General features: G+C 61.6%; 18 protein-coding genes, 2 tRNA genes and 1 pseudogene. 7 read left to right on the forward strand and 14 right to left on the reverse strand.

Annotated features, from left to right (window positions below; genetic code table 11):
- Positions 1 to 282 precede the first annotated feature (282 nt).
- Positions 283 to 355, reverse strand: a tRNA-Thr gene (locus P8K07_10150).
- 121 nt (positions 356 to 476) lie between these two features.
- On the opposite strand from P8K07_10150, the gene P8K07_10155 reads away from it, so the two are divergent.
- The gene (locus tag P8K07_10155; GenBank protein MDG1958880.1) at positions 477 to 896 is read left to right on the forward strand and encodes a YccF domain-containing protein; all 420 of its coding nucleotides are present in this window, start codon (positions 477 to 479) and stop codon (positions 894 to 896) included.
- 19 nt (positions 897 to 915) lie between these two features.
- Here P8K07_10155 and P8K07_10160 read toward each other — a convergent pair whose 3' ends face one another.
- The 3 genes from P8K07_10160 to P8K07_10170 form a co-directional block, all read right to left on the reverse strand.
- Complete coding sequence (locus P8K07_10160; GenBank protein MDG1958881.1) at positions 916 to 1,794, reverse strand: LLM class flavin-dependent oxidoreductase; 879 nt, start codon at positions 1,792 to 1,794, stop codon at positions 916 to 918.
- A 66-nt stretch (positions 1,795 to 1,860) separates the two neighbouring features.
- The gene (locus P8K07_10165) at positions 1,861 to 2,946 is read right to left on the reverse strand and encodes a sugar phosphate nucleotidyltransferase (protein ID MDG1958882.1); all 1,086 of its coding nucleotides are present in this window, start codon (positions 2,944 to 2,946) and stop codon (positions 1,861 to 1,863) included.
- A 17-nt stretch (positions 2,947 to 2,963) separates the two neighbouring features.
- The gene (locus P8K07_10170) at positions 2,964 to 4,559 is read right to left on the reverse strand and encodes an NAD(P)/FAD-dependent oxidoreductase (GenBank protein ID MDG1958883.1); all 1,596 of its coding nucleotides are present in this window, start codon (positions 4,557 to 4,559) and stop codon (positions 2,964 to 2,966) included.
- A 104-nt stretch (positions 4,560 to 4,663) separates the two neighbouring features.
- Here P8K07_10170 and P8K07_10175 point away from each other — a divergent pair, with 104 nt between their 5' ends.
- Positions 4,664 to 5,590, forward strand: a complete 927-nt coding sequence (locus P8K07_10175; protein ID MDG1958884.1) for a TIGR01777 family oxidoreductase — start codon at positions 4,664 to 4,666, stop codon at positions 5,588 to 5,590.
- Positions 5,591 to 5,604: 14 nt separating this feature from the next.
- Here P8K07_10175 and P8K07_10180 read toward each other — a convergent pair whose 3' ends face one another.
- Positions 5,605 to 7,593: a polymer-forming cytoskeletal protein gene (locus P8K07_10180; protein MDG1958885.1), complete on the reverse strand. Its 1,989-nt coding sequence runs from the start codon at positions 7,591 to 7,593 to the stop codon at positions 5,605 to 5,607.
- 174 nt (positions 7,594 to 7,767) lie between these two features.
- Here P8K07_10180 and P8K07_10185 point away from each other — a divergent pair, with 174 nt between their 5' ends.
- Positions 7,768 to 8,658 (forward strand): DUF2333 family protein, encoded by an 891-nt coding sequence (locus tag P8K07_10185; GenBank protein MDG1958886.1) that lies wholly within the window; start codon positions 7,768 to 7,770, stop codon positions 8,656 to 8,658.
- A gap of 7 nt (positions 8,659 to 8,665) precedes the next feature.
- Here the strand turns inward: P8K07_10185 and P8K07_10190 are convergent, their stop codons facing one another.
- Both P8K07_10190 and P8K07_10195 read right to left on the reverse strand, forming a co-directional pair.
- Entirely contained in the window at positions 8,666 to 9,055 is a 390-nt protein-coding gene (locus P8K07_10190; protein ID MDG1958887.1) for a DoxX family protein, read from the reverse strand.
- An 84-nt stretch (positions 9,056 to 9,139) separates the two neighbouring features.
- Entirely contained in the window at positions 9,140 to 10,471 is a 1,332-nt protein-coding gene (locus tag P8K07_10195) for a hypothetical protein (protein MDG1958888.1), read from the reverse strand.
- A gap of 80 nt (positions 10,472 to 10,551) precedes the next feature.
- Here P8K07_10195 and P8K07_10200 point away from each other — a divergent pair, with 80 nt between their 5' ends.
- Positions 10,552 to 11,307 (forward strand): RNA methyltransferase, encoded by a 756-nt coding sequence (locus tag P8K07_10200; GenBank protein ID MDG1958889.1) that lies wholly within the window; start codon positions 10,552 to 10,554, stop codon positions 11,305 to 11,307.
- Here the strand turns inward: P8K07_10200 and P8K07_10205 are convergent.
- From P8K07_10205 to P8K07_10215, 3 genes are all read right to left on the reverse strand, one after another.
- Positions 11,282 to 11,686: a hypothetical protein gene (locus P8K07_10205; GenBank protein ID MDG1958890.1), complete on the reverse strand. Its 405-nt coding sequence runs from the start codon at positions 11,684 to 11,686 to the stop codon at positions 11,282 to 11,284. The two genes, P8K07_10200 and P8K07_10205, sit on opposite strands and share 26 nt — an antisense overlap.
- 84 nt (positions 11,687 to 11,770) lie before the next feature.
- Positions 11,771 to 12,199, reverse strand: coding sequence for a response regulator (locus tag P8K07_10210; protein ID MDG1958891.1), 429 nt, complete (start codon positions 12,197 to 12,199; stop codon positions 11,771 to 11,773).
- Between the two features lie 36 nt (positions 12,200 to 12,235).
- Positions 12,236 to 13,369, reverse strand: coding sequence for a sigma 54-interacting transcriptional regulator (locus P8K07_10215; protein ID MDG1958892.1), 1,134 nt, complete (start codon positions 13,367 to 13,369; stop codon positions 12,236 to 12,238).
- Between the two features lie 127 nt (positions 13,370 to 13,496).
- Here P8K07_10215 and rph point away from each other — a divergent pair, with 127 nt between their 5' ends.
- From rph to P8K07_10230, 3 genes are all read left to right on the forward strand, one after another.
- Entirely contained in the window at positions 13,497 to 14,270 is a 774-nt protein-coding gene (rph, locus tag P8K07_10220; GenBank protein MDG1958893.1) for a ribonuclease PH, read from the forward strand.
- A 4-nt stretch (positions 14,271 to 14,274) separates the two neighbouring features.
- Positions 14,275 to 14,859 (forward strand): RdgB/HAM1 family non-canonical purine NTP pyrophosphatase, encoded by a 585-nt coding sequence (gene rdgB, locus P8K07_10225; GenBank protein ID MDG1958894.1) that lies wholly within the window; start codon positions 14,275 to 14,277, stop codon positions 14,857 to 14,859.
- Positions 14,860 to 14,948: 89 nt separating this feature from the next.
- Positions 14,949 to 15,021: transfer RNA gene (locus P8K07_10230), tRNA-His, on the forward strand.
- Between the two features lie 116 nt (positions 15,022 to 15,137).
- On the opposite strand, the gene P8K07_10235 is transcribed toward P8K07_10230, so the two are convergent.
- The 4 genes and pseudogenes from P8K07_10235 to P8K07_10250 all read right to left on the reverse strand — a co-directional run bounded on the left by P8K07_10235 (position 15,138) and on the right by P8K07_10250 (position 20,419).
- Positions 15,138 to 18,707: a DUF2791 family P-loop domain-containing protein gene (locus P8K07_10235; protein ID MDG1958895.1), complete on the reverse strand. Its 3,570-nt coding sequence runs from the start codon at positions 18,705 to 18,707 to the stop codon at positions 15,138 to 15,140.
- Between the two features lie 69 nt (positions 18,708 to 18,776).
- Positions 18,777 to 19,538 (reverse strand): alpha/beta hydrolase, encoded by a 762-nt coding sequence (locus P8K07_10240; protein ID MDG1958896.1) that lies wholly within the window; start codon positions 19,536 to 19,538, stop codon positions 18,777 to 18,779.
- Positions 19,539 to 19,621: 83 nt separating this feature from the next.
- Positions 19,622 to 19,969 (reverse strand): annotated as a pseudogene (locus tag P8K07_10245) (redoxin domain-containing protein).
- A 15-nt stretch (positions 19,970 to 19,984) separates the two neighbouring features.
- The gene (locus P8K07_10250) at positions 19,985 to 20,419 is read right to left on the reverse strand and encodes a hypothetical protein (GenBank protein MDG1958897.1); all 435 of its coding nucleotides are present in this window, start codon (positions 20,417 to 20,419) and stop codon (positions 19,985 to 19,987) included.
- Positions 20,420 to 20,442: the final 23 nt, after the last annotated feature.

Below are 20,442 nucleotides of genomic sequence, written 5' to 3' on the forward strand. Positions count from 1 at the left end.
ACATAACCCGCTACCTTCTCGTGAACGCGCGGAAGAGATGGAAAAAGAGCTTGCTGAGGAGTTGCGTGCCGTAGGTCACGCGGTGTGGTGGAACTAAGGCGTCTTTAACTGAGTGGCAGAGCGGTTGGGTGGCTCGAAGCCAAGGTCGAAGAGTGGATCGAGACCAGGGCGCGCATGAAAAGCGAAAGCTAGTGCGTGCGCGCTGGTACCTAAGCGGCATTTGCGACTGCGGGGTTCATAAGCCCCAACAAAAAAAGCCCCGCAGTCGCAGGGCTTCTCAAGAGCCACCCGCCGGAGTCGAACCGGCGACCTACTGATTACGAATCAGTTGCTCTACCAACTGAGCTAGGGCGGCTTGGGTGTTTCCTGAGTAACGAAGCCCGTGCGGGCTGACAACTCCCTGTCCGGTGGGAATGGATGCCGCCAGGCCGTATCCGGGAGACTCGGGCCCGGAATTCCGATATCCTCGGCCTACCATGATGCGTTTGTTCGGGAATATTCTCTGGATCATCTTTGGCGGGGCCGAGATGGCTTTGTGCTGGGCTGTGGCGGCCCTGATCTTTGCCTTGAGCATCGTGGGCCTGCCGTGGGCTCGTTCAGCCGCCACGATCGCCTGGTTCACGATCTGGCCGTTCGGGCGTTATGCGGTGGATCGCGAAACGGTCACCGGGGAAGAGGATCTCGGCACCGGTACCCTCGGGTTTGTCGGCAATGTGATCTGGTTTCTGCTCGCGGGCATCTGGCTTGCGATCGGTCACGTCTTTACGGCCGCGCTGCTGGCGCTCACGATCATCGGGATTCCGTTTGCGATCCAGCACCTGAAGATCGCCAAGCTGGCGCTCGCGCCGATCGGCAAGACGATCCTCGACGACGACTCGCAGTTCTCGATTCAATAATCGGGCAGGGCAAGCGCGCCTAGCGCGTCTCCACGATATTGGCGATCTTCTCGATCTCGACCAGGTCACGCGTAGCGGTATTCAGGAAGCACTCATCCGCCCCCAGCGCCTCGATATCATCCAGGCATTTCCGCACCGCGTCTTCGTTTGACGTCACCATCGTGTCGGCAATCAGGTTGGCGATATTCTCGTCGATGATCTTCAGATAATCGACGACATATTGTTTGAGCCGATTCTCGGCATCATCGGCTAGGCAACACCAGAACCCGGTGGCCAGATAAGGCCGCGCGCGGCCCTCGGCTTCCCACGCAGCGGTAGCCAGATCAAATTGCTGCTTGGCCGGGCCTGCGTCGCCATTCATGGTGAAGCCATAGAGGCCGTCGGCCCATTTGGATGAGCGCGCGATGCTTTTGGGATTCATCGCGCCCGACCAGATGGGGATGCCGCCTTTTTGCACCGGCGGTGGACCTACAGGGTCGGTGCCCTCAAACGGCGGCACGCCATCCCAGGTGCGTTTCATTTCGGCAACCCCAGCATCGAGTCGCTGCAGGCGCTTTTTGAACGAAGCGCCAACCGCCTTGTAGTCATGCTCACGACCACCCACGCCGACGGTTGCGGTCACGCGTCCGTCCGACAGAACATCCATGGTGGCCAGTTCCTTGGCCACGCGCACGGCTGAATGCATCGGCAGGATGTAGAGCGACGGTACAATCCGGACACGCTCGGTCAGTGCACACGCTGCCGCCAGAACGATACTCATGTCCTGGGTATGCGAGACGATGCGTTCACCGCAGCCGAGGCTGGCAAACGGACCTTCATCCGCCATGCGGCACCAATCCAGAGTCGTCTGTCGGTCGTAGTCGGTTTTGGCGTAAGGAATGCAAAGGCTGATTTTCATAAGGGCTCTCGTTTCTCTCGGTTCGTCCCGGCTTATCGCGGTCGTTCCGGTGCATCCACCTTTTGTCTAGATAAATTTGTCGCGCTTGGCGTCCCGCAGAGCGGTGACGGCCTTTTTGACATCCTGCGCCCGGTCTTTCGGCACGACCAGAACGCCATCGGGTGTGGTGGCGACGATCAGGCCTTCGACGCCGATCACGGCGACCGCCTGACCGTCGGCGCCGGCCGCATTGTAGACGATACAATCGTTGCTATCGACCACGATCGGCTCGCCGGTCAAAACGTTGCCATCGGCGTCGCTCTCGCGGGTCCGTGCGAGAGCGTCCCATGCGCCGACGTCATCCCAATCGAAATTCGCCGGCACCACGGCCACGTTCGCGGCACGCTCCATCAAGCCGTAATCGATCGAGATATCCTCAAGCGCGCCAAAGACAGTCGCTAGGTCGCCACGCCCTGCGAGCGCATCCACCATCGGGCCACGTTGGGCAGCGAGGTCGGGCAGGTGCTGGGCAAAGCCGTCCTGCAGGCTGGCGACGGTCCAGAAGAACATGCCGCTATTCCAGAGATGCCTGCCGGAGGCGGCATAGCCTTGTGCTGTTTCGAGGTCGGGCTTTTCCCGAAACCGCGCCACCGGCAGGCTGGGTGCTGCCTCGGCCAGGTCACTTTCAACTTCGATATAACCATATCCGGTCTCGGGGCGGGTCGGGGCTACGCCGATTGTGACCAACGAGCCGTCGGTCTCGGCGGCGGTCATGGCGGCATCGACCGTCGCGCGGAAGGCATCCTCGTCGCCGATCAAATGGTCGGCGGTCAGCACGGCCATCGACAGATCGTGGATGTCGCCATGCTCCTTTTCGAGAAATGCGGCGGCGAGTGCGAGGCATGCGGCGGTATTTCTTTTTGCCGGTTCCGCCAGAACATTCTGCGCGGGCAGGCCGGGGATGGCTTCCCGAATCGGGCCGGCGAGAATCTCGCTGGTGGCGACCACGACGTTCTCGCGCGGGATCAGTGGCGCGATCCGCTCGATGGCTTCCTCGAGCATGGTGAGATCCGGGTCGGTCAGGCGCAGCAATTGTTTGGGGCGGGCGCGTCGGCTCGCTGGCCAGAAGCGCTCACCGGATCCACCGGCCATGATTACCGCAAAACGTTTCATCGGAATTCCTCTCGCATTTACTCGACCCGGAAGCCCTCGTAGTTGTTGGCGACGACCGACTCGCACTTCTCGACATAGCCGGGGAAGCCGAGGTAGGGCATAAAGACGCGCGGCTTGCCGGGAATATTGGCCCCGAGATACCACGAGTTGCAGCCGCCGAGAATGGTCAGGCCGGCAACCTCGTTGACGTGGTTGACCCAGGCGTCCTCGGCGTCCAGCTCGGGCTCGATTCGAGAGGCCCCGTGCGCTCGCAGATGCTCGATGCCGGCGGCAATAAAGTCCACATGTTGCTCGATCGACGGCAGCATATTGGTCAGCACGGATGGGCTGCCCGGGCCGGTGATGGTAAACAGGTTCGGGAAGCCTTCGGTCTGCAGCCCCAGATAGGCGCGTGGCCCGGCGCGCCATTTCTCGCGCAACTCCCGACCTTCGCGCCCGCGAATATCCATGCGTAGAATGGCACCGGTCATCGCATCAAAGCCGGTAGCCAGAATGAGGACATCAATCGCGTGAACGGTATCGCCGACGCAGACCCCGTCGGGAGTGATCGCATCGATCGGAGTCTTGCTCACGTCGACCAGCGAGACATTGTCGCGGTTGAACATCTCGTAGTAGCCGGTATCGACGCACAGCCTTTTGCAGCCGATGGCGTAGTCAGGTTCGAGCAGGGCGGCCGTTGCGGGGTCCTCGACGGTCGCGCGGATCTTGTCGCGCACGTAGGACGCGGCCACCTCGTTGGCTTCGGGGAAAAGCAATAGATCGTTGAAGGCACCGAGCAGGCCGAGGCCTCCCCGCGCCCAGCGTTGGTCGAGGACCTCCTGGCGCTCGGCATCGTCCACCTGGAGCGCTCCGGTCTCGACGTTCGGCGGGACTCGCGATCCGAAGCCTGAGCCCATCAATTTGTTGGCGGCGCGGAAACGCGGGTAGTCACGCTTGATCTCGTCAACCACGACCGGGTCCAACGGTTGGTTGTGGGCAGGAACGGAATAATTCGCCGTGCGCTGGAAAACCGAAAGGTGCTCGGCCTCGGCTGCGATCAATGGGGAGGATTGGATCGAGGACGAACCCGATCCGATAATGCCGACTCGCTTGCCGGAGAAATCGACCGGTTCGTGGGGCCAGCGTCCGGTATGGAGAACCTGGCCCGAAAAATCGGCCAGACCGGGGAAATCGGGGTCATTCGAGGCCGAGAGGCACCCGGTGGCGAGAATCAGAAACTGGGCAGATACCGGACCGGCCGAGGTCTCCACCTGCCAGCGATTCGCTTTCTCGTCGAACAGGGCCGATTCGACACGGGTGTCGAAGGTAATATCGCGCCGTAAATCGAAGCGATCCGCGACATGATTGATGTAGCGCAGGATCTCGGGCTGGGTGGCGTAGCGCTCGGTCCAGACCCATTCCTGCTGGAGTTCTTCCGAGAACTGGTAGGAATATTCCATGCTCTCGACATCGCAACGCGCCCCGGGGTAGCGATTCCAGTACCAGGTGCCGCCAACGTCGCCCCCGGCCTCGATGACTCGGGCCTGCAGGCCCATGCCACGCAGGCGGTGGAGCATATAAAGCCCGGCAAAGCCGGATCCCACCACCAGAGCGTCGGTTTTCTCGTCGGCCATAGCTGCACCTTAGAAGACCGGTTCGGTGCCTGACAAGGGGCCCGGTCCGGTTTGCCGGCCACGGCCATTGTTGCACCACGCATCTCTTCCTGCACAATATGGGGATGCGAATTCTGGTAGTGGGCGGAACGGGTCTGGTCGGCAAGCGTCTCTGTGCAGCACTTGCTCTGGCGGGGCATGATTTACGGGCAGTTTCTCGAAATGTTCCACGCTCGGTGCCTCATCTCCCTCCGGGAACGGACCTCCGTCCGCTGCCGAAGACGGATGACGAATGGACCTCGTTGGTGGACGGATGCAATGCGATCTTCAATCTGGCCGGGGAAGGGCTCGTCGAAGGTCGCTGGAGCGAGGATCGCAAAAAGTCTCTTCGCGATAGCCGGGTCTCGCTCACGGACAGTCTGGTCCGGGCTTGTGGGGCGACCGTGCGGCGCCCTCGTGTTCTGGTGAATGCCTCGGCGATTGGATTCTATGGGCCCCATGGCGACGAAGATTTGAACGAGAGCAGCGCGCCGGGTGACGATTTCCTCGCCGAGATGTGTGTTGCCTGGGAGCAGGCGGCATTGGCGGCAAAGGATGTCGGTTTGCGGGTGGTGACGGTTCGGATCGGCGTTGTGCTCTCGATGAACGGCGGAAGCCTGGGCAAAATGCTTCCTCCCTTCCGCCTCGGCCTGGGTGGACCTTTCGGCACCGGTGAGCAGTACTTCTCCTGGGTACACGAAGACGACCTGACCGGCCTTCTGATCCACGCGCTGGACAACGAATCCGTGGAAGGTGCGATGAACGGCACGGCACCGAACCCGGTCCGCAATGGAGAGTTTGCCAAAACGCTGGGTGGAATCCTGAATCGCCCCGCATTCTTGTCACCTCCGGATTTTGTCATCCGACTGGCTCTCGGTGAGGTCGCTGACGCGATCCTGCTGACGGGACAAAAGGTCCTGCCGGCGGTGGCCCAGAAGACAGGCTACAAATTCCGCTACGAAACCGCCGAGGATGCGCTACGCGCTCTCCTCGACCGTCCGGCAGCCGCATAGGTCGGGAGTCGAACTCAGGGAGTGCCGACGATTGTGTAGAGTCGATCGGCCAGTTCGAACTCGACCGAACCCCCGTCTTTGACGATCACATTCTTGCCGGCATAGGCGGCTCCCTCGAAGGGGATGTCCTGGCCGATGATCACGTTTTTGTAGGGGGCATAGATGGTGCCGAACCAATCGCTGCCGGTGCCGATCTTGAAGTTGTTATGAACTTCGACATAGACATCGCTGGCGTCCCCGCCCGTCAGGTTGATGACCTGATTTTTACCGATCTTGATGTCGCGCAAAGCGAAGATCGCCAGCTCGTCGCCGCTGGTAAGATCCATATTGATGGTCCCGTCCGATCCGGTGATCAAGCTTTCGAAATAATACTCGCCATGCGTCAGGTTCAATATACTGCGCGCACCCAGCTTGACCCGGCCATAAGTCCCCGGTGCGAGAGTCAGAGCTTCGTCACGCTTGATATTGTAGTCTGTCGCAACGTCGGTGCCGGCGATCGAAGCAACCGTGCCATCGACCAGGACTTCCATCAGGTCGATCAGGGTATGGGAGGCCGTCTCGTCGCTTTCGGGTTGTACGCAGAGGATTTCGGAGCACGTGACAACCGAGTTCTCGCCGCGCAGGATGTCGTTTGTCGAGCGTACTTTGCCGAAGATTTCCGTGTCGCGGCCGAGGATCACGCGGCCCTTGTCGGTGCCGCCGTCGACGCTGCCGTGGACAGTCGAGCCGTCACGAATATAGGCGCGACGGTTGCCGACCTGGTTGCCGTTGATGGTGGCGGCAATCCCCGTGAAGAGTTTGCCGCCGGTGCGGACCGATCCGGTCTGGCCGCCACTTTTGACTTTCACATCGCCATTGCTGCCGACCGAGGCAGTAAAGGAGACGGTGACATCGCCGCCGACGGTGGTTTTCTTTTCGGAATAGAGAGCAAAATCGATCTTTGGAACCCGCACACCGGGGCCGTCGAAACGATCGGCCAGCTGGAAATCGATCACGCAGCCCTGTTTGACGTGGGTGTCCAGACTCCAGCCAGCGCCCCAGATCTCGGATTGGATGCCGAAATCGATATTTCCGAACGGGGCGATCACCAAGCCGACCCATTGGCTATTCTGGTTGAGGTGAAAGCTGCCGTGGGTTTCCAGAACGAGACCGCCGGAGTAGTCCTTGCGTTCGACATCGGCCGTGGTGCCAGTGCCGGCCTCGCCGTTGACGTCGACGTCGAGGCTGTTGCCGAAGTCCACGTCACCGGTCACGAGAATCGAAATCTCGTCGATCACAACGGGTGCGCCCGAGGTCGTGAAGTTCAACTCGAGAGTCGAATTCTGACCCATATCGATGCTCTGGAAGGTGTAGGTGCCTGACGAGAGGGTGAGTGTGCTCGCTACTCCCATGTCGAGTTCGCCGTAGTTCCCTGGCGCCAGGTTGATGTTTGCATTTCCCGAGCCGTCGCCGACCGGAGTCGTCCCCGGGCTGAAGGTCGTTGCCGGGGGCAGCGTGATGTTCGGGACGCTCGTGGGGGAACCGAAGGGCACGGCAGCGCCGACGGTTGACGTGGGGTCGACGCTGATATCGGCGGCCGAGGTTACCGTTCCGGTCACGTTGGAGTTCTGTCCGACGACCACCTCGTCCCCGGCGTCTACATCCCCTTCGATCGAGGACTGCGGGTGAATGTAGATCTCTCCGTTGCCGATCACATCGCCGCGGACGGCAAGTCCGGTTGCACCGGAGCCACTGGATTTACCGAGGACAAGATCACCACCGGCACGAACGCCGCCGACGGTGCCACCAAATTTCACGTGCACGGTGCCGTTCCCCCCGACAAGGAGCGTGGCCAGATTGGTTCCGGCGGGGTCGTTGCTGTCTTTGAGGACGACGTCCTTGCCCAAAACACAGCTGGTCGACCCGAGCGCGGCAAAATCGAGGAAACTTTGTGCGCCGGCGTTGGTGGCGGAGAAGACCAGTCCTGCGAGGAGCAGGCTGCTGAGGAAATGTCTTTTGAGCATTGTTGTTGTCCTTGTTGTCCTTGTTGTCCTTGTTGTCATCAGTAAACCCTACTCAATAAAAACATCATGAAGGCGCTATAAGCAATGGTTTTTCGGGGTCATGTGACGGTTTTTTGCCGGGGGCGAAATCTTGAGAAATGCAATCTCCCGCGAAATAAGGCAGTCTTGAGAATCATGCGAAGTGTATCAGTTTTGGTGGTCATTCTTGGACTTCTGTTTTTTGCCGTGCCTTTGTCTCTGCATTGGGGGCAGGAGGCCCATGATGATCTGGTGATCGAGTTGGTTCCGGCCAATTCCGATGGGGTGCCAAGCGCACCCGGTGCGGCATTTGGCACGGCATCTGCGGCTGTGATTGCGAATGAATTGGACGGGTTCACAGGTTGGCGGCCCAACGATTTGCCGATCTGGGGGCCAGGGCTTTTCGCCGATAATAATGCCAATCGCCAGTTGGGAATCCTGCAGGCCATGCGAGAAACGGTCCGAGTATTCAAGGACCATCTGACCAAGGTCTCGTCAGACGATTATGACCCGAATCTCGTGGCGGCTGACAACCTGCTGCGGAACGACCCCGAAAAATGGGCTTTCCCGTCGGCGGAGGGCCGCTACAAGGATGCGGTCGCCAAATTGAATGCCTATGTCGCCGGGTTGCAGACCGATCCGCCAACTTCTCGGCCGATCAATGCCCGTAATGTGGAGCTCATTCGACTGGTCCAGTCCTGGTCAGATCTGCTCGGTGCCGTCCATGCCGAGCTTCTCTCGGACACTCTGAGCTGGTTTTCGGTAGACAATGTATTTTATCACGCCACCGGAGTCTGCCATGTGATCGCTCATATGATCCCGGCGATCCAGATCGAGTACGGTCGCGAATTCAAACAACGTCCGATCCTGTTGGAACTGCTCTCGGAAACCGAATCTTCGCTCCGGAAGTGCGGTTTGATGAAGCCCGTGGTCGTTCTCGATGGCGGTGACGTGAGCCTGCTGGCCAACCAGCGCCGCAACCTCGATGCTTACGTCACCGAGTCGCGGCAGAAGCTCTACTCGATTCGCGAGGAGATCGACAAATAGCCGAGAGCTAATTGCCGATCGCAAATACGAGGTTGCCGACCAGCGCAACCGCCATATAGGCGGCTACCACGGCGGCGCCACCGTAGTCTTTGGCCATCCGCTGGCCGAAGATCAGCGCCAGGAGGGCGAGCGTCGCAAAGCGAAGGCCCCAGCCGGCAAAGAAGCCGCCCGAGACAAAGCTGAAAGTGATCAGACCCAGGCCGCAGAAGACGCCGGCTCCGAGTTCGAGAAGGGTCAATCCCCAGAAAAGCGGCCCGGCGAGGCTCTGCAGGGTCGGGGCTTGTTTGAAGACGTCCCGGAAGTAGGCCTGATTGCCCTCCTGATCGGTAATCTTGTCGAAGGCCGATTGGAGAAAGACGATCGCAAAAAATGCGGTCGTCGCGAAGCGGGCGAACACGAGAAAGCTGCTATCTGCGATAAGGGTTCCGACGGTTTCCATGGAGCTTACTAAACGCGGAGACTCGTCCGGGTCAACTCCGCATCAGTCGTCGACGAAAATCGCTATATCCGTGGGGAAACTATAGTCCTTCGCCTGGCTGCTCGTGGCCGGCTCGGCGATGAGGCTGCCGTCAGCGTCTACCGGGAAGGCATCGACTCGGTTCAGGCCTCCCTGCGCGACGAAAACTCGATTCTGAACCTCGCCGGCCGCATCGGTGAAAGTCAGCCACGCCATGCCGCCGGGGTAACTTGCGGGGTTGTCCAGCGTCGATGAGGAAGTCGATTTGTCGATCATGCCGTCTGCGGTCAATGCGAAGCTGTCGATCCGACCCATCTGAAAAGCCGTGGCATGGATGTATCGATTCTGGGGGTCGAGAAGGATGTCTTCGTAGAGACCATCGACCCGCGGCGTTTGAGCCGAATCGTCCTCGATATCGAGTTCATCGGTCAGCGGATAGGAATACACTCGCCGGGCATTCTGGCTGATCATGTACAACAGCTGTCGGGGAAGGCTTTCCTGAACCGCCACGCCCAACCGCAGGCGCTGCGGGCCGGGAACGTACCATTGCGGCGGAGTCGGCGTTGGTATCGGGGTCGGTGCCGGAGTCTGGTCGGGTGGGGTGGGCGTAGGTGCGACCGTCGGCGTCGGTGTGGGCTGCCCGAAGGGGGTCGGCGTCGGGATCAGCAGCGGCAAGGCGCCATCGGCTTTGACGTCAAACCGATCAATTCGTTGCAGGGAGCCATCGGTCGCAAATAAATAGATCTCCGAGAAGGCCATTCCGCGGAAAGCCAAGGAGTCCGGATTACGGGCGACGGTGCCGGCAAACTCCGGCAGGCCACCGCGTTCGTCGAGCGGGAAGGCCGAGACGCGTGTGCTGAGGGCGTTGTCGCCGGGGATGCCGCCCTCGACGACGTAGAGCAGCCACTCGCCTGTGTCGGCTTGGCGAACAGTCAGATCGATCGGGTTGGATCCCGGCCGCGGCGCGGTGGCACATGGCGGGCGCAGCTCGGTGTCGGGAGTCTGGCACAAGGAACGCAAACCGCCGCCGGTGATATCGAAGGCCCGGACCTGGTTTCGGGTCAACACATAGAGGACGTCGAGTTCCGGATGAACCGTCAGCCGGCGGGGATTGGTTGCGGGAAGGCTCGCTGTTGCAGGCCCCTCCACGAATTCGCCGTTGGCCCCGAGCGGATAAACGCTGACGGCGCCTCCGAAATTCTCCAGAGCTTCGTCTCGGCCCTCGGCCACATAGACGTAGAGATTGGCCCCGGGAGGGGGCGTCTCGGGGCCCGGGGGGATCGAGAGTGGATCGTGGGTAAGGCAGCCGGACACCAGAAGCGTCAGGGCGAGAACCATGGGAAAGGGGACCGACATCAGGCGAGATTTATCGGAGGCATCCGGCTCTGTCGAGGCCCGGGCTCCGGTCCGTCCGATCTTCCTGCTATCCATGATCCATGTTCGAGCAAATCCGGGTTATTCTGGTGCGCCCTCGCCGCGGTGGAAACGTAGGTCAGGTGGCTCGAGCCATGAAGAATATGGGTTTATCGGACCTTTGGGTCGTGGCCCCCCGCACGCCTGTGGGCAAAGTCGGGGAGCGGATGGCCGCCCATGCGGCCGACGTCCTGGCGGCTCGCCGGACAGTGGACAGCCTTGCCGAGGCCGTCGGAGATTGCGTTCTGACCATCGGGACCGTGGGACGGGAGACCGCGCGCCACGAAGAGCCGCTGGGTCCGGAGGATTTTGTGGCCCAGACATTTGCGGCCGCCACCCAGGGGCCGGTGGCTCTTGTTTTCGGTCCCGAAGATCATGGGCTGTCGAACGCAGAGCTCGATCAATGCCAGAAGTTCGTGACCCTGCCCACATCTCCAGGGTATGCGTCGCTGAACCTCGCGCAGGCGGTTCTGCTTTGCTGCTATGAGCTCTTGCGTGGCGCCCCCCCGGAGCGCCAACGCCCCGATACCCGTCGCGCCGAGATCCGTAATGCGGATGGCCAGCCAGCCTCCGGTCAGGAGCGCGAGGACCTGTTTGCCCATTTCTCGGAGGCATTGACCGATATCGGATTTCTGGACCGCGAGAATCCGACCCATATGGTGCGAGCTTTGCGCGGCTTCTTCGGCCGGGCGGGACTCACCGTCCGTGAAGTCCGCATCTGGAGGGGGATTTCCAGACAGATTCTATGGGCAGCTAATCGAGCGCGCGGACGCGATTGATCGCGACGCCCTGAACCCCGCCGGCCGCGAGGATCTGTCCACGGACTTCCACTTGTCGCGCCACATGGTCGATCAGCAGGCTGGGTACCGGGCCTTCTTCCTGGTTGCGAATCTCGACGTAGAGAATCCCGGTCTGCGCATCGAGGATGCCGAGGTCCTGTCCGGCCCGAGCGCAGGCGATCGCGCATTGGCGATGCTTCTCACCGTGGCGGTCGCCGATCACGAAGCATCCGGTTTCCACAACTTCCCCGCGCAGCGAGACCGGCGCGGTCGAGACCTCCAGTTGATTTCGGTTGGCGCGCGCATCGACCGCGCCGAGAAGGGCGACAAGTGCGGCCAATACCGTAAGCTGGCGGCGGACTCGTTCGAGCGAGAGCACGCCTGGCTGCCGGGAGGCAGGCGAGGTCCGTTTCGGGGCCTCTCGAGGGGCTGGGGCGAGCATGGCCTTCATCGGATCGAGGAATCAGTCGATCGAGTCGATTCGTTGCTCGGTCGCGGCCAGGTGCCGGGCGCGATCGATGGCCTCGATCTGGGTGCGCACGCGCTGGAAAAGCTCCTGCTTGTTGACCGGCTTCGCCAGAAAATCGCTCACCCCGAGCTTCATCCCGTTGGCACGGGTATCCATATCGTCGCGAGCGGTCAGCAAAATCACCGGCAATGAAGCGGTTTTCGGATCCTTCTTCAGCGCTTCGCAAACTGCAAAGCCGTCCATGCGAGGCATCATCACATCGAGGAGAAGAACGTCGATCGAATCGTCAGGCAGTTTTTCGACCGCATCCTGTCCGTCGATAGCGGTGATGACTTCATAGCCTTCCCGTTTCAATAGATGAGAGAGCAGGGTCCGGCTGTCGTCGTCATCATCGACCACCAGAATTTTACCAGAAGAAGCCATCGTCATTACCTATCTCTCTCTTGCTGAAAACTGGCGCTATTGATCGCCCAAGTCCCTTTCGAGATCCTCGCCGGAGCCGTCCTCGAGCACGGATGGTTGATGGCCATCGGCGGTTGCCAGTTTGCGTCGCCGCAGCTTGGCGACCAAAGTCGTTCGTTTGAGCCGCAAAAGCCGCGCGGCAGCTTGTTTGTTGCCCTTGGTCCGCCGCAAGGCGTCTTCGATCAGTCCGTTCTCGAACTCCTCCACCGCCTGCGCGAGGTCGATGCCCTCGTCGCCCATGACCGGGCGCGGAAGTTTCTTCTCGGAAATGAAAGCCCGGACGTTCTTGGGCAATTCGTCGACTTTGATCTCGCCGTCGTCCGAGAGAATCACCAACCTCTCGACCATATTCTCCAACTCGCGAACGTTGCCCGGCCAGTCATACTCCCAAAGATAGATCATGGCTTCTTCGGTGATGGTCGTGCTGGCGCCGTTCTTCTTCGCGTTATGACGGTCGAGGAAATAATTGACGAGAAGCGGTACGTCCGAGCGTCGCTCCCGCAGGGGAGGCAAGTCGATGGGAATGACCTCGAGGCGATAGTAGAGGTCCTCACGAAAGAGGCCTCTCTCAACTTGTCGCTGCAGATCCTTGTTCGTGGCCGCGACGACGCGCACGTCTACCTGCCGGGCCTGATCGGCTCCAACGGGTCGAATTTCTCTGTCTTGCAGGACGCGCAGTAGTTTGACCTGCAGGACCGGACTCATCTCCGCGATCTCATCGAGGAAGATCGTTCCGCCGTGCGCAAGTTGGAACATGCCTTCTCGTGTGCCGATCGCGCCGGTGAACGAGCCTTTTACGTGCCCGAACATTTCGGACTCGAGAAGTTCGGCCGGGATCGCGCCGCAGTTCACCGGGATGAAAGGCTTGTCGGCGCGCAGGCTCTGGTTATGGATGCTTCGCGCCGCGAGTTCCTTGCCCGTGCCGCTCTCGCCGAGAATGAGACAGGTGGCGTCGGTCCGTGCGACCCGGCTGATCAACCCGTGGACTCGGGACACGAGGGCGTGCTCGCCGATCAGCCGCCCGGGTAGCTCCGGTGCGGCCGCAGCAGACGCAGGCGCAGGCGGGCGACCGACGGGAACCGTCGCGACAGTATCATTCGCAAATCCGGGACTTTCTTTGAAGATCGCCATAAATCGAGGTCGTGCAGGGTCCTGGTGTAGGTATTCGCTTGTTCCTGCCCAGAACCTTAGCGCAAGTGACATGAATTTGTCGCCCTCTAAATTGCTCAAGCTTATGTGAGTTGTTAATCGCGGGGGAATGTCATCATCCAAGCCAGCCAAAGGCAAAAGAAAACCCCGAGTCGACGGGCGAGATCCCCTGATAGCACGGAAAATCGTTATCGAGCCCGATTATCTGGACCATGCGGAGGGCTCATGTCTGATTTCCTGCGGTCAGACCAAGGTGCTCTGCGCTGTGAGTCTGGAAGAGGGCGTGCCCCGGTTTCTGGACGGAAAAGGGACGGGCTGGATGACTGCCGAGTACGCGATGCTCCCGCGGGCCACGCATAGCCGCAATGATCGAGAGTCCCAGAAGGGCAAGATCAAGGGGCGTACTCACGAGATCCAACGCCTGATCGGACGGAGTTTGCGCGCGGTCGTAGATCTGGATCTGCTGGGCGAGCGGACCCTCACGATTGATTGCGACGTGATCCAGGCCGACGGTGGTACCCGGACGGCCGCGATCAATGGAGCCTATGTTGCGGTGGCACGTGCTCTGAACCGTCTCGTCAAAGATGGCACCTTGGCGAAATCTCCGCTGCGGGAACCTGTTGGCGCGATCAGTGTCGGCCTGGTCGATGGGCAGTTGTTGGTCGACCTGGCTTACGGTGAGGACAGCCGCGCAGAAGTGGATGCCAACTTCGTCATGACGGGTTCGGGTGGCATCGTCGAAGTGCAGGGCACGGCCGAGGGGCGCACCTTTACGCGTCGCGAGTTGAACCGCATGGTGGACGCGGCCTGGAACTCGATCGAAGCGATCAAAAAGATTCAGGACGCCGCGATTCGCAAACGCGCGCGCCCTGCGAGTCGCTAGAAGGATGCGGATCGACGGACCGGTGGCTCTCGCCTCACGCAACGCGGGCAAGCTGCGCGAGCTTTGCGTTCTGGCGGAGGAAAAGTTGGTTCTGGTTTCCCAACCGGAGGACTCGCCGATGGTCGTGGAGGATGGCGACACCTACCTGGCCAATGCACAACTCAAGGCGCGTGCGATCGCCGGTCATGTGGACGGTTGGGCACTGGCGGATGATTCCGGTCTGGAGGTCGATGCGTTGGACGGTCGTCCGGGAATCTATTCGGCGCGTTATGGTGGAGCCGGGCTCGATGACCAGAAACGCTACGAGCACCTGCTTTCCGAAATGGTCGGACTCTCCGACCGTGCGGCGCGTTTTCGATGCACTTTGGTGCTCGCCCACCCGGACGGTCGCGAAGTTATGGCCGACGGCACGCTGGAGGGCGAGATCGCCCTTGCGGCCGCTGGAGCGGGCGGCTTCGGATACGACCCCGTCTTTGCCGCAACACCATTGGGCGGTCGCATTCTGGCTGAGGTGGCTCGCGAGGAGAAGGCGGCGGTCTCCCACCGGGCCAACGCCATGGCAGCTCTGCTCGCGCAGCTCGTTGCCTGAAACTGGCAAAAACGACGCAGGCACGGGACCACTGGAACCGCGCCCATGGGGTTGTTAGTAGAGTCGGACGGCGCATTTTGCGCGTCGTGGCGGACGTAGCTCAGTCGGTAGAGCACTGGATTGTGATTCCGGGGGTCGCGGGTTCAAGCCCCGTCGTTCGCCCTTTTTATTTGCCCTTCTCGTTTCCCCTGCAGATGCAACGGGGGCCTCGATCCCATCGACGGTATCGAGGAGCGACGGCCAATGAGGAGTGGTCGATAATGCCGCTGGGTTCATCCTCAGGCGGCGGTCTGCCAACTCACCGGGCTTTCGGGTGCGTATCGGCATATGGATCCGGTCCGCAGCGAGGCCGAGAGGTGGGCATGCAGGCCCGGTAGATCGCGCCGGATTCTGTCGAGAGACGCCTTCACGCGCTTGCGGACGGCGATGCGAGCACGTTCGTTGTCCGAGCCCGTGCGTCGTTTTCTTCCCTGCAATCCGGTGGCACTCGAGAGTTCCTGCGCGAGGAAATCGATTTCGCGCTGGAGCGTCTCGACGCGCCCGAGGTCGTTGTTGGCTTGAGCCTCTTCAAGTTCGGCTCGGGCCTGCTCGAAGCGGCTCCGGAAGGATTGCAGCGCCTGCTCGTCGAGGATTTCGAGTCCGCTATCGTCGGCAATCCCGAGGTCACCGCTGGCCAGATCGGCGCGAGTGGCGGCGTCGGTTGCTGGCGGCGCCCCGGGGCTCATCAGCATGCGAGCATGGATCTCTTCATGGGGTCGCTCGAGCAGGAGGGCAATGAACTCAAGTCCGCGTTGCTGTCGCAGGCGCATCTCCAGGCCTTCCCAACCCAATCTCCATGTATCGCCCTCTTGCACGAAGATCGCCTCGGTCGCGCGCGCTTCCGGGGCATTCGTCGGCAACTCGGGAGGCGTTGCCGGCTCGGGGGCCGCAGAGGTTGCTGCTGCGGTAGGGCCGACGTCCAGTTTCTGCTCGACCGCATCGAGCCGTGTTCGCAGTCCCTCAAGCCCGAACCTGTCGATGGTGGACCGAGATGCGTCCACGAGGGTTCGGGCTTCGTCTCGGTCCGAGGCCGGTCCCGCTTCGAGAAGAAATGACGCTCGATCGAGTCTGGACTTGGCTCCGAAGAAAACGGCTCCGACCTGATCGCTGGCGGCAATCGCTGTCTTGCCCAGCGTCTCGGCACTTTGGTGGTCGTCGATCATCTGTGCGAGCGGTGCGGCGAAACTGGCGACGGGACCCGCGAAGACCAGTCCCATCGCGGTCAAGGCGTTTCTGTCGGCAAAGGGGCGCAGGATTTCGAGTGTGGGACCAGCGGCCTTTTTGCTTTCGACTTCGCTGCAGGTTTGCGCGGCGTGGCAAATGGAGGCCAGCCATTGCGCGTCGTGGGGAATTTCGCCAAACCGCTGTTGCGCCAGATCTTCGACGATGGCGCGAGCGCCATCGCGGTCGTTGAGCAGCCGGGCCATGACTCCTGCATAGCCCACCCGCCAGTGTGCCGTGAGGTCCGGGCTGGCGCCGATCGGGGCGCGACTGTTGCGTCCGTGACTTGTGGTGTGTCGAGAAGCTTCGGCCAGCTCGATGACGACTTCGCCCCATGGCTCGCAGAGCGGATGTCCGCTCGGGGCCGGTGGAGCAATCTGGAAATCGGCACCTTCGAATTCTTTCGGAAGTGCCGGGAGCTCGAGGTAGGGCAGGATCGGGACGTGAAAGATCGAAACACCACACATCCTCGATAGCTGCGTCAGCAGAAGCCAGGCTGACGTTGCGGCGTCCACATACGTGGCGGGTGATGTATTCTCGATACCAACCTCGAGCCATCTTCGGGCGGCCTTGAAGTCCGCCTGCATGCCTGCCCGCATCGCGCGGAGGTGAAAGGGGTACCAGGAGACCGGGTGGTGTGTTGCCGATGCGGCTTCGCGGGAGATTCGATCGATTGCGTCATCGGCTTCGCCGACATGGCCCGCAGCCAGTCCGTCGATGACCATGGTGCAGTTGGCAATCAGGTGAAAGTCGGGTTGTTGCGCCTCGCTTATATATGCGGACAGACCCCGTGCCATATCGAGGCGGGATTCCGGCCCGTGCGCATGGTGGTTGCAGAGCAGGTGGGTGGCGGTGGCAATCGCGCGAAGCTTGGGGCTTGCCTCCGATGCGGCGCTCGCAAGCAGAGCTTCTTCGGAAAGGGTTTCGCATGCCAGCTTGGCCGCGGGGCCCGGAATCCGATTCAACACGGCGGCTTCGCGGGCGATCAGGCCGACTCGCGCGGGGTCGTTTGGCAAGAGTCCCCCGAGAGCGAGTTGCAGAAGCTGGCGCATATCCTCGAGCAGCGCGAGGTCCTGAACGGTGATGTTGGAGGCATCGATAGCCTCCTCGGCGAGGCAGCGGCGCGCGTCGGGTTCGAGGCGTTCGGCGATTTGTCGCAACTCACGGAGGTATTCTCGGGCGGTCTGTGGCTCGCGAGCGCAGTTGGCCGCGACCCCCTCGAGGAGGAGCTTCCGGCGAAGGTCCGACAGTCCCTGACCGTCCTCAAGCGACAGGATGTGCAAACCATCGACCACCAGGGCAGCAGCACTTTCGAAAGCCTCGGCGGTATTTGCTTCGCGGGCCGCCCGACACGTCCACTCGGCGGCATCCGCCGGCGGGAAAGCCGGTCTGGCCTGGAGGGCATGATCGGCGACCTCACTGGCCCCGACCGCTATGCCCTGCCTGTTTCTCTCAATCAGGGCTTGCGCAAACATGGCGTGCAGGTCGCGTCGGTCGTGCGGGGAGATTCCGGCCCCCAGAGCCTCGCGCATGCTTTCGGTCATGATCCGATAGCGGAGGCTTCCGCGCCCGCTCTCAACTTCGACCAGCCCTTTCAGGCTGGGGCTTTCTCCGACTGTCTCCAGATCGCCGAGCTCACATTCGAGAATCTTTGCCAGCAGCGTGGCATCGCTACCCTGAGGTCGAATCGTGAGTGCGGATACCAATCGGTCCTGTGAGGGGGAAAGCTCCGCCCGCCGGTGCGCAGCGATCGCGCCGAGGGCTCGCTCGGGCGTGGACAGCGTGGATGTCAGCGATGAGGCCGGCATGGCGGCCTGCCGAACTGCGGATGCCAGCAGTGGGCTGCCGCGGGTCAGTTCGTTGGCGTTTTGTTTGCCGCCGAGGGCGATGCAGATCTCCTCCCCCAGGATCGAGGCGGTCTCGGCAGCACTGAGCGGCAGTAGCTCCAGGACCCGGTGTTCCGCCGGTTCGTGGAAAGCCTCGAGCGCCGAGTCTGTTTCGGGACCGACAGTCGCAGCGTCGTCGTCCCGCAACATCACCAGAATCAAGCAGGGCAGGGAGGCAAGCGATTCGGCTACCAACCGCAGAACCTCGGCCGAAGCGATGTCGCAATCCTGTGCATCGTCAAAGACGAGCAGCAGGGGGCTCTCGGCCGCCCTCGCATCCAGAGCGTCGACCAACGGGATCACCAGTCGTCCGGCTCCCATACCCGAGCTCGCAAGAAATCCATCTCGGTCGTCTTGGGGTGATTCGAGCCCCTCGCGCAGCAACTCGCGCGCGAGTTCGGTGGTTGCGGTACCCCCGAGGCCACGGAGGATTTGCGGCCAGGGCCAGGGCATTCTTGATCGTCCGCGACCCTCGAAGCGAGCACGACCGGTCGCGAACCCTCGCGCACGTGCTTCTTGCTCCAGATGTCCTGCGAGAAAACTCTTGCCCGACCCGGCGGCCCCCGAGACGATTCCCACGCCGCCGCGGCCCATGGCGCTCTCCTCCAGCCAGGAACAAAGGGTTTCCCATTCCCTGTCCCGTCCGATGCGGTCGGGGAGGCTCGTTGAAGTCCGTGGTGTGGTCGGGCGGGGGTTTATCATCGTGATGAACTCGAGGCTTAAATTAACAGCCGGGCGAATTGGTTCAATTCGAGGGTGCGCATGAAAAACTCAGTCCAGCGCCGACCAGAAGCCTGCCAAGGCTTCTGCCGCCGGCCGAGGTGCACTGAACATCCACCAATGGCCTTGGCCGGCGAGGCGAAGGACATCGGCCCCGAGCGACTCGGCAGTTTCTGCGGCCAGATCTGCGGGAACATAAAGGTCGTCCTCGGCGATGATGATCAGGGCCGGTCGAGGGGGTGCGGCTCGCAGGCGCTCGCCTAATTCGGCCATCGCCGGGGGCACTGCACTGCGGTAGAGCGCCAGGATACAAGCTCCCATCTCGGCATTGGCGGCCTCTGCCATCTCTTGCGCGGTAGCCCCGGTGATGCCGAAGCTCTCGAAGATCGCGACTCGATCGGGCAGCGAGGCTCCGGTAATTGCCTCGACGACCTGTTCGCCGACTTCAGGCGTTTGCCAGGACTGTGCCGCGTCATGCCAGACGTAGTCGGGATGGACCAATCCGCCGCAATCCATTGCGAACGAGCGGATCAAGTCCGGACGGGCGGCGGCAATGCCGGCCACATGACCGGCGCCCCAGTCGTGGCCAACCAGATCGATCGGGCCATCTGAACCACGGAGGGCTTCAAGCTCCCCGACCAGCCAGTGATGGTATCCCTGCATGGTTGGTTCGAAGCCCTCGGGCAGGGGCGCACCGAATCCGGGGGGAGATACTCGCACCGTATCGGTGATGCCACGCTCGGCCAGCGCATCGACCAAGGGGTTCCAGACAGCGGCGCATTCGGGATTACCGTGAACAAAGACCTTGGGCATGATGGGACGCTACCCAGCAACGGCGGCTCTTGCCAGTTTTTGGGCGAGCCGGACCGCGTCGCCCTCAAGTGCGAGCCGCGGGGTCAGCCGAGATGCTCTTCGATGGCGGCGAGGACGACTTCGGGGCCGGAGCGACGCTGATAGTTCTCGGCTATATCCATCCACACCACTGTGCCGTCGCTGTCTATCAGCAGAGTGGCGGGTACGGGCAGGGCTTCGTGTTCGTCCCCGGGAGGCGCTGTATGGAATAGCGTGTTGCGCAGGCCGAAGGCATCGGTGACCTCCAGGTCGCCGTCGGAGAGCATGATTGCCTGAATACCATGCGCGTCTCGTCCGTTCTGCAATTCTTCGACGGAGTCGGTACTGACGGTCAGGACCTGGATCCCGCGCCGATCAAACTCTGGCCGAAGGGTTTCGAGTCGCCGTAACTCGGCGACACAATAAGGTCACCAATGGGCGCGGAAAAACTTGATCAGGACGAGTTGTCCCTGCAGGCTTTCCGAGTTGAAACTCTCGCCGAACTCGTCGATGGCTTCGAATTGCGGCAGGGGATCGCCTACCGCAATCGCGTCCGCCGCCAAGCCCTGTTTGCTGACGGCGATGGTGAGGGGGAGAAAAACGCCGATTAAAATCCCCAGAACGGCGGCAACTCCACCGTACCAGCGAGTCCCACGCACAAAGGCGGATATTCCCAGAATGACAGCGACGACCCAGACGGCGACAAAAGGCGTCCGGTCCTCAGGCACTCCGACCCGGGCGTTGATGATAAACCAGATCAAGAACATCCCGACCGAAATCGCGAGCGCGAGAAAACCGATTCTTGTGCCGGGTTTTGCCTTCATTTCCTTGAGAGTCGTACTCTCAAGAAGGTCGGAGATCAAGCCCTTTTTGCGGAGAGCGGGTC

The organism is Candidatus Binatia bacterium, from assembly GCA_029248525.1.
Taxonomy (GTDB): domain Bacteria; phylum Desulfobacterota; class Binatia; order UBA12015; family UBA12015; genus UBA12015.

What these genes read in the sequence shown, in the direction of transcription:
- P8K07_10235 (MDG1958895.1), bottom strand. Translation starts at nt 18,707, where the DNA reads ATGATAAACCCCCGCCCGACCACACCACGGACTTCAACGAGCCTCCCC.
- P8K07_10195 (MDG1958888.1), bottom strand. Translation starts at nt 10,471, where the DNA reads ATGTCGGTCCCCTTTCCCATGGTTCTCGCCCTGACGCTTCTGGTGTCC.
- P8K07_10240 (MDG1958896.1), bottom strand. Translation starts at nt 19,538, where the DNA reads ATGCCCAAGGTCTTTGTTCACGGTAATCCCGAATGCGCCGCTGTCTGG.
- P8K07_10180 (MDG1958885.1), bottom strand. Translation starts at nt 7,593, where the DNA reads ATGCTCAAAAGACATTTCCTCAGCAGCCTGCTCCTCGCAGGACTGGTC.
- rdgB (MDG1958894.1), top strand. Translation starts at nt 14,275, where the DNA reads ATGCGGATCGACGGACCGGTGGCTCTCGCCTCACGCAACGCGGGCAAG.
- P8K07_10170 (MDG1958883.1), bottom strand. Translation starts at nt 4,559, where the DNA reads ATGGCCGACGAGAAAACCGACGCTCTGGTGGTGGGATCCGGCTTTGCC.
- P8K07_10155 (MDG1958880.1), top strand. Translation starts at nt 477, where the DNA reads ATGATGCGTTTGTTCGGGAATATTCTCTGGATCATCTTTGGCGGGGCC.
- P8K07_10165 (MDG1958882.1), bottom strand. Translation starts at nt 2,946, where the DNA reads ATGAAACGTTTTGCGGTAATCATGGCCGGTGGATCCGGTGAGCGCTTC.
- P8K07_10200 (MDG1958889.1), top strand. Translation starts at nt 10,552, where the DNA reads ATGTTCGAGCAAATCCGGGTTATTCTGGTGCGCCCTCGCCGCGGTGGA.
- P8K07_10210 (MDG1958891.1), bottom strand. Translation starts at nt 12,199, where the DNA reads ATGGCTTCTTCTGGTAAAATTCTGGTGGTCGATGATGACGACGACAGC.
- P8K07_10185 (MDG1958886.1), top strand. Translation starts at nt 7,768, where the DNA reads ATGCGAAGTGTATCAGTTTTGGTGGTCATTCTTGGACTTCTGTTTTTT.
- P8K07_10215 (MDG1958892.1), bottom strand. Translation starts at nt 13,369, where the DNA reads ATGGCGATCTTCAAAGAAAGTCCCGGATTTGCGAATGATACTGTCGCG.
- P8K07_10175 (MDG1958884.1), top strand. Translation starts at nt 4,664, where the DNA reads ATGCGAATTCTGGTAGTGGGCGGAACGGGTCTGGTCGGCAAGCGTCTC.
- P8K07_10160 (MDG1958881.1), bottom strand. Translation starts at nt 1,794, where the DNA reads ATGAAAATCAGCCTTTGCATTCCTTACGCCAAAACCGACTACGACCGA.
- rph (MDG1958893.1), top strand. Translation starts at nt 13,497, where the DNA reads ATGTCATCATCCAAGCCAGCCAAAGGCAAAAGAAAACCCCGAGTCGAC.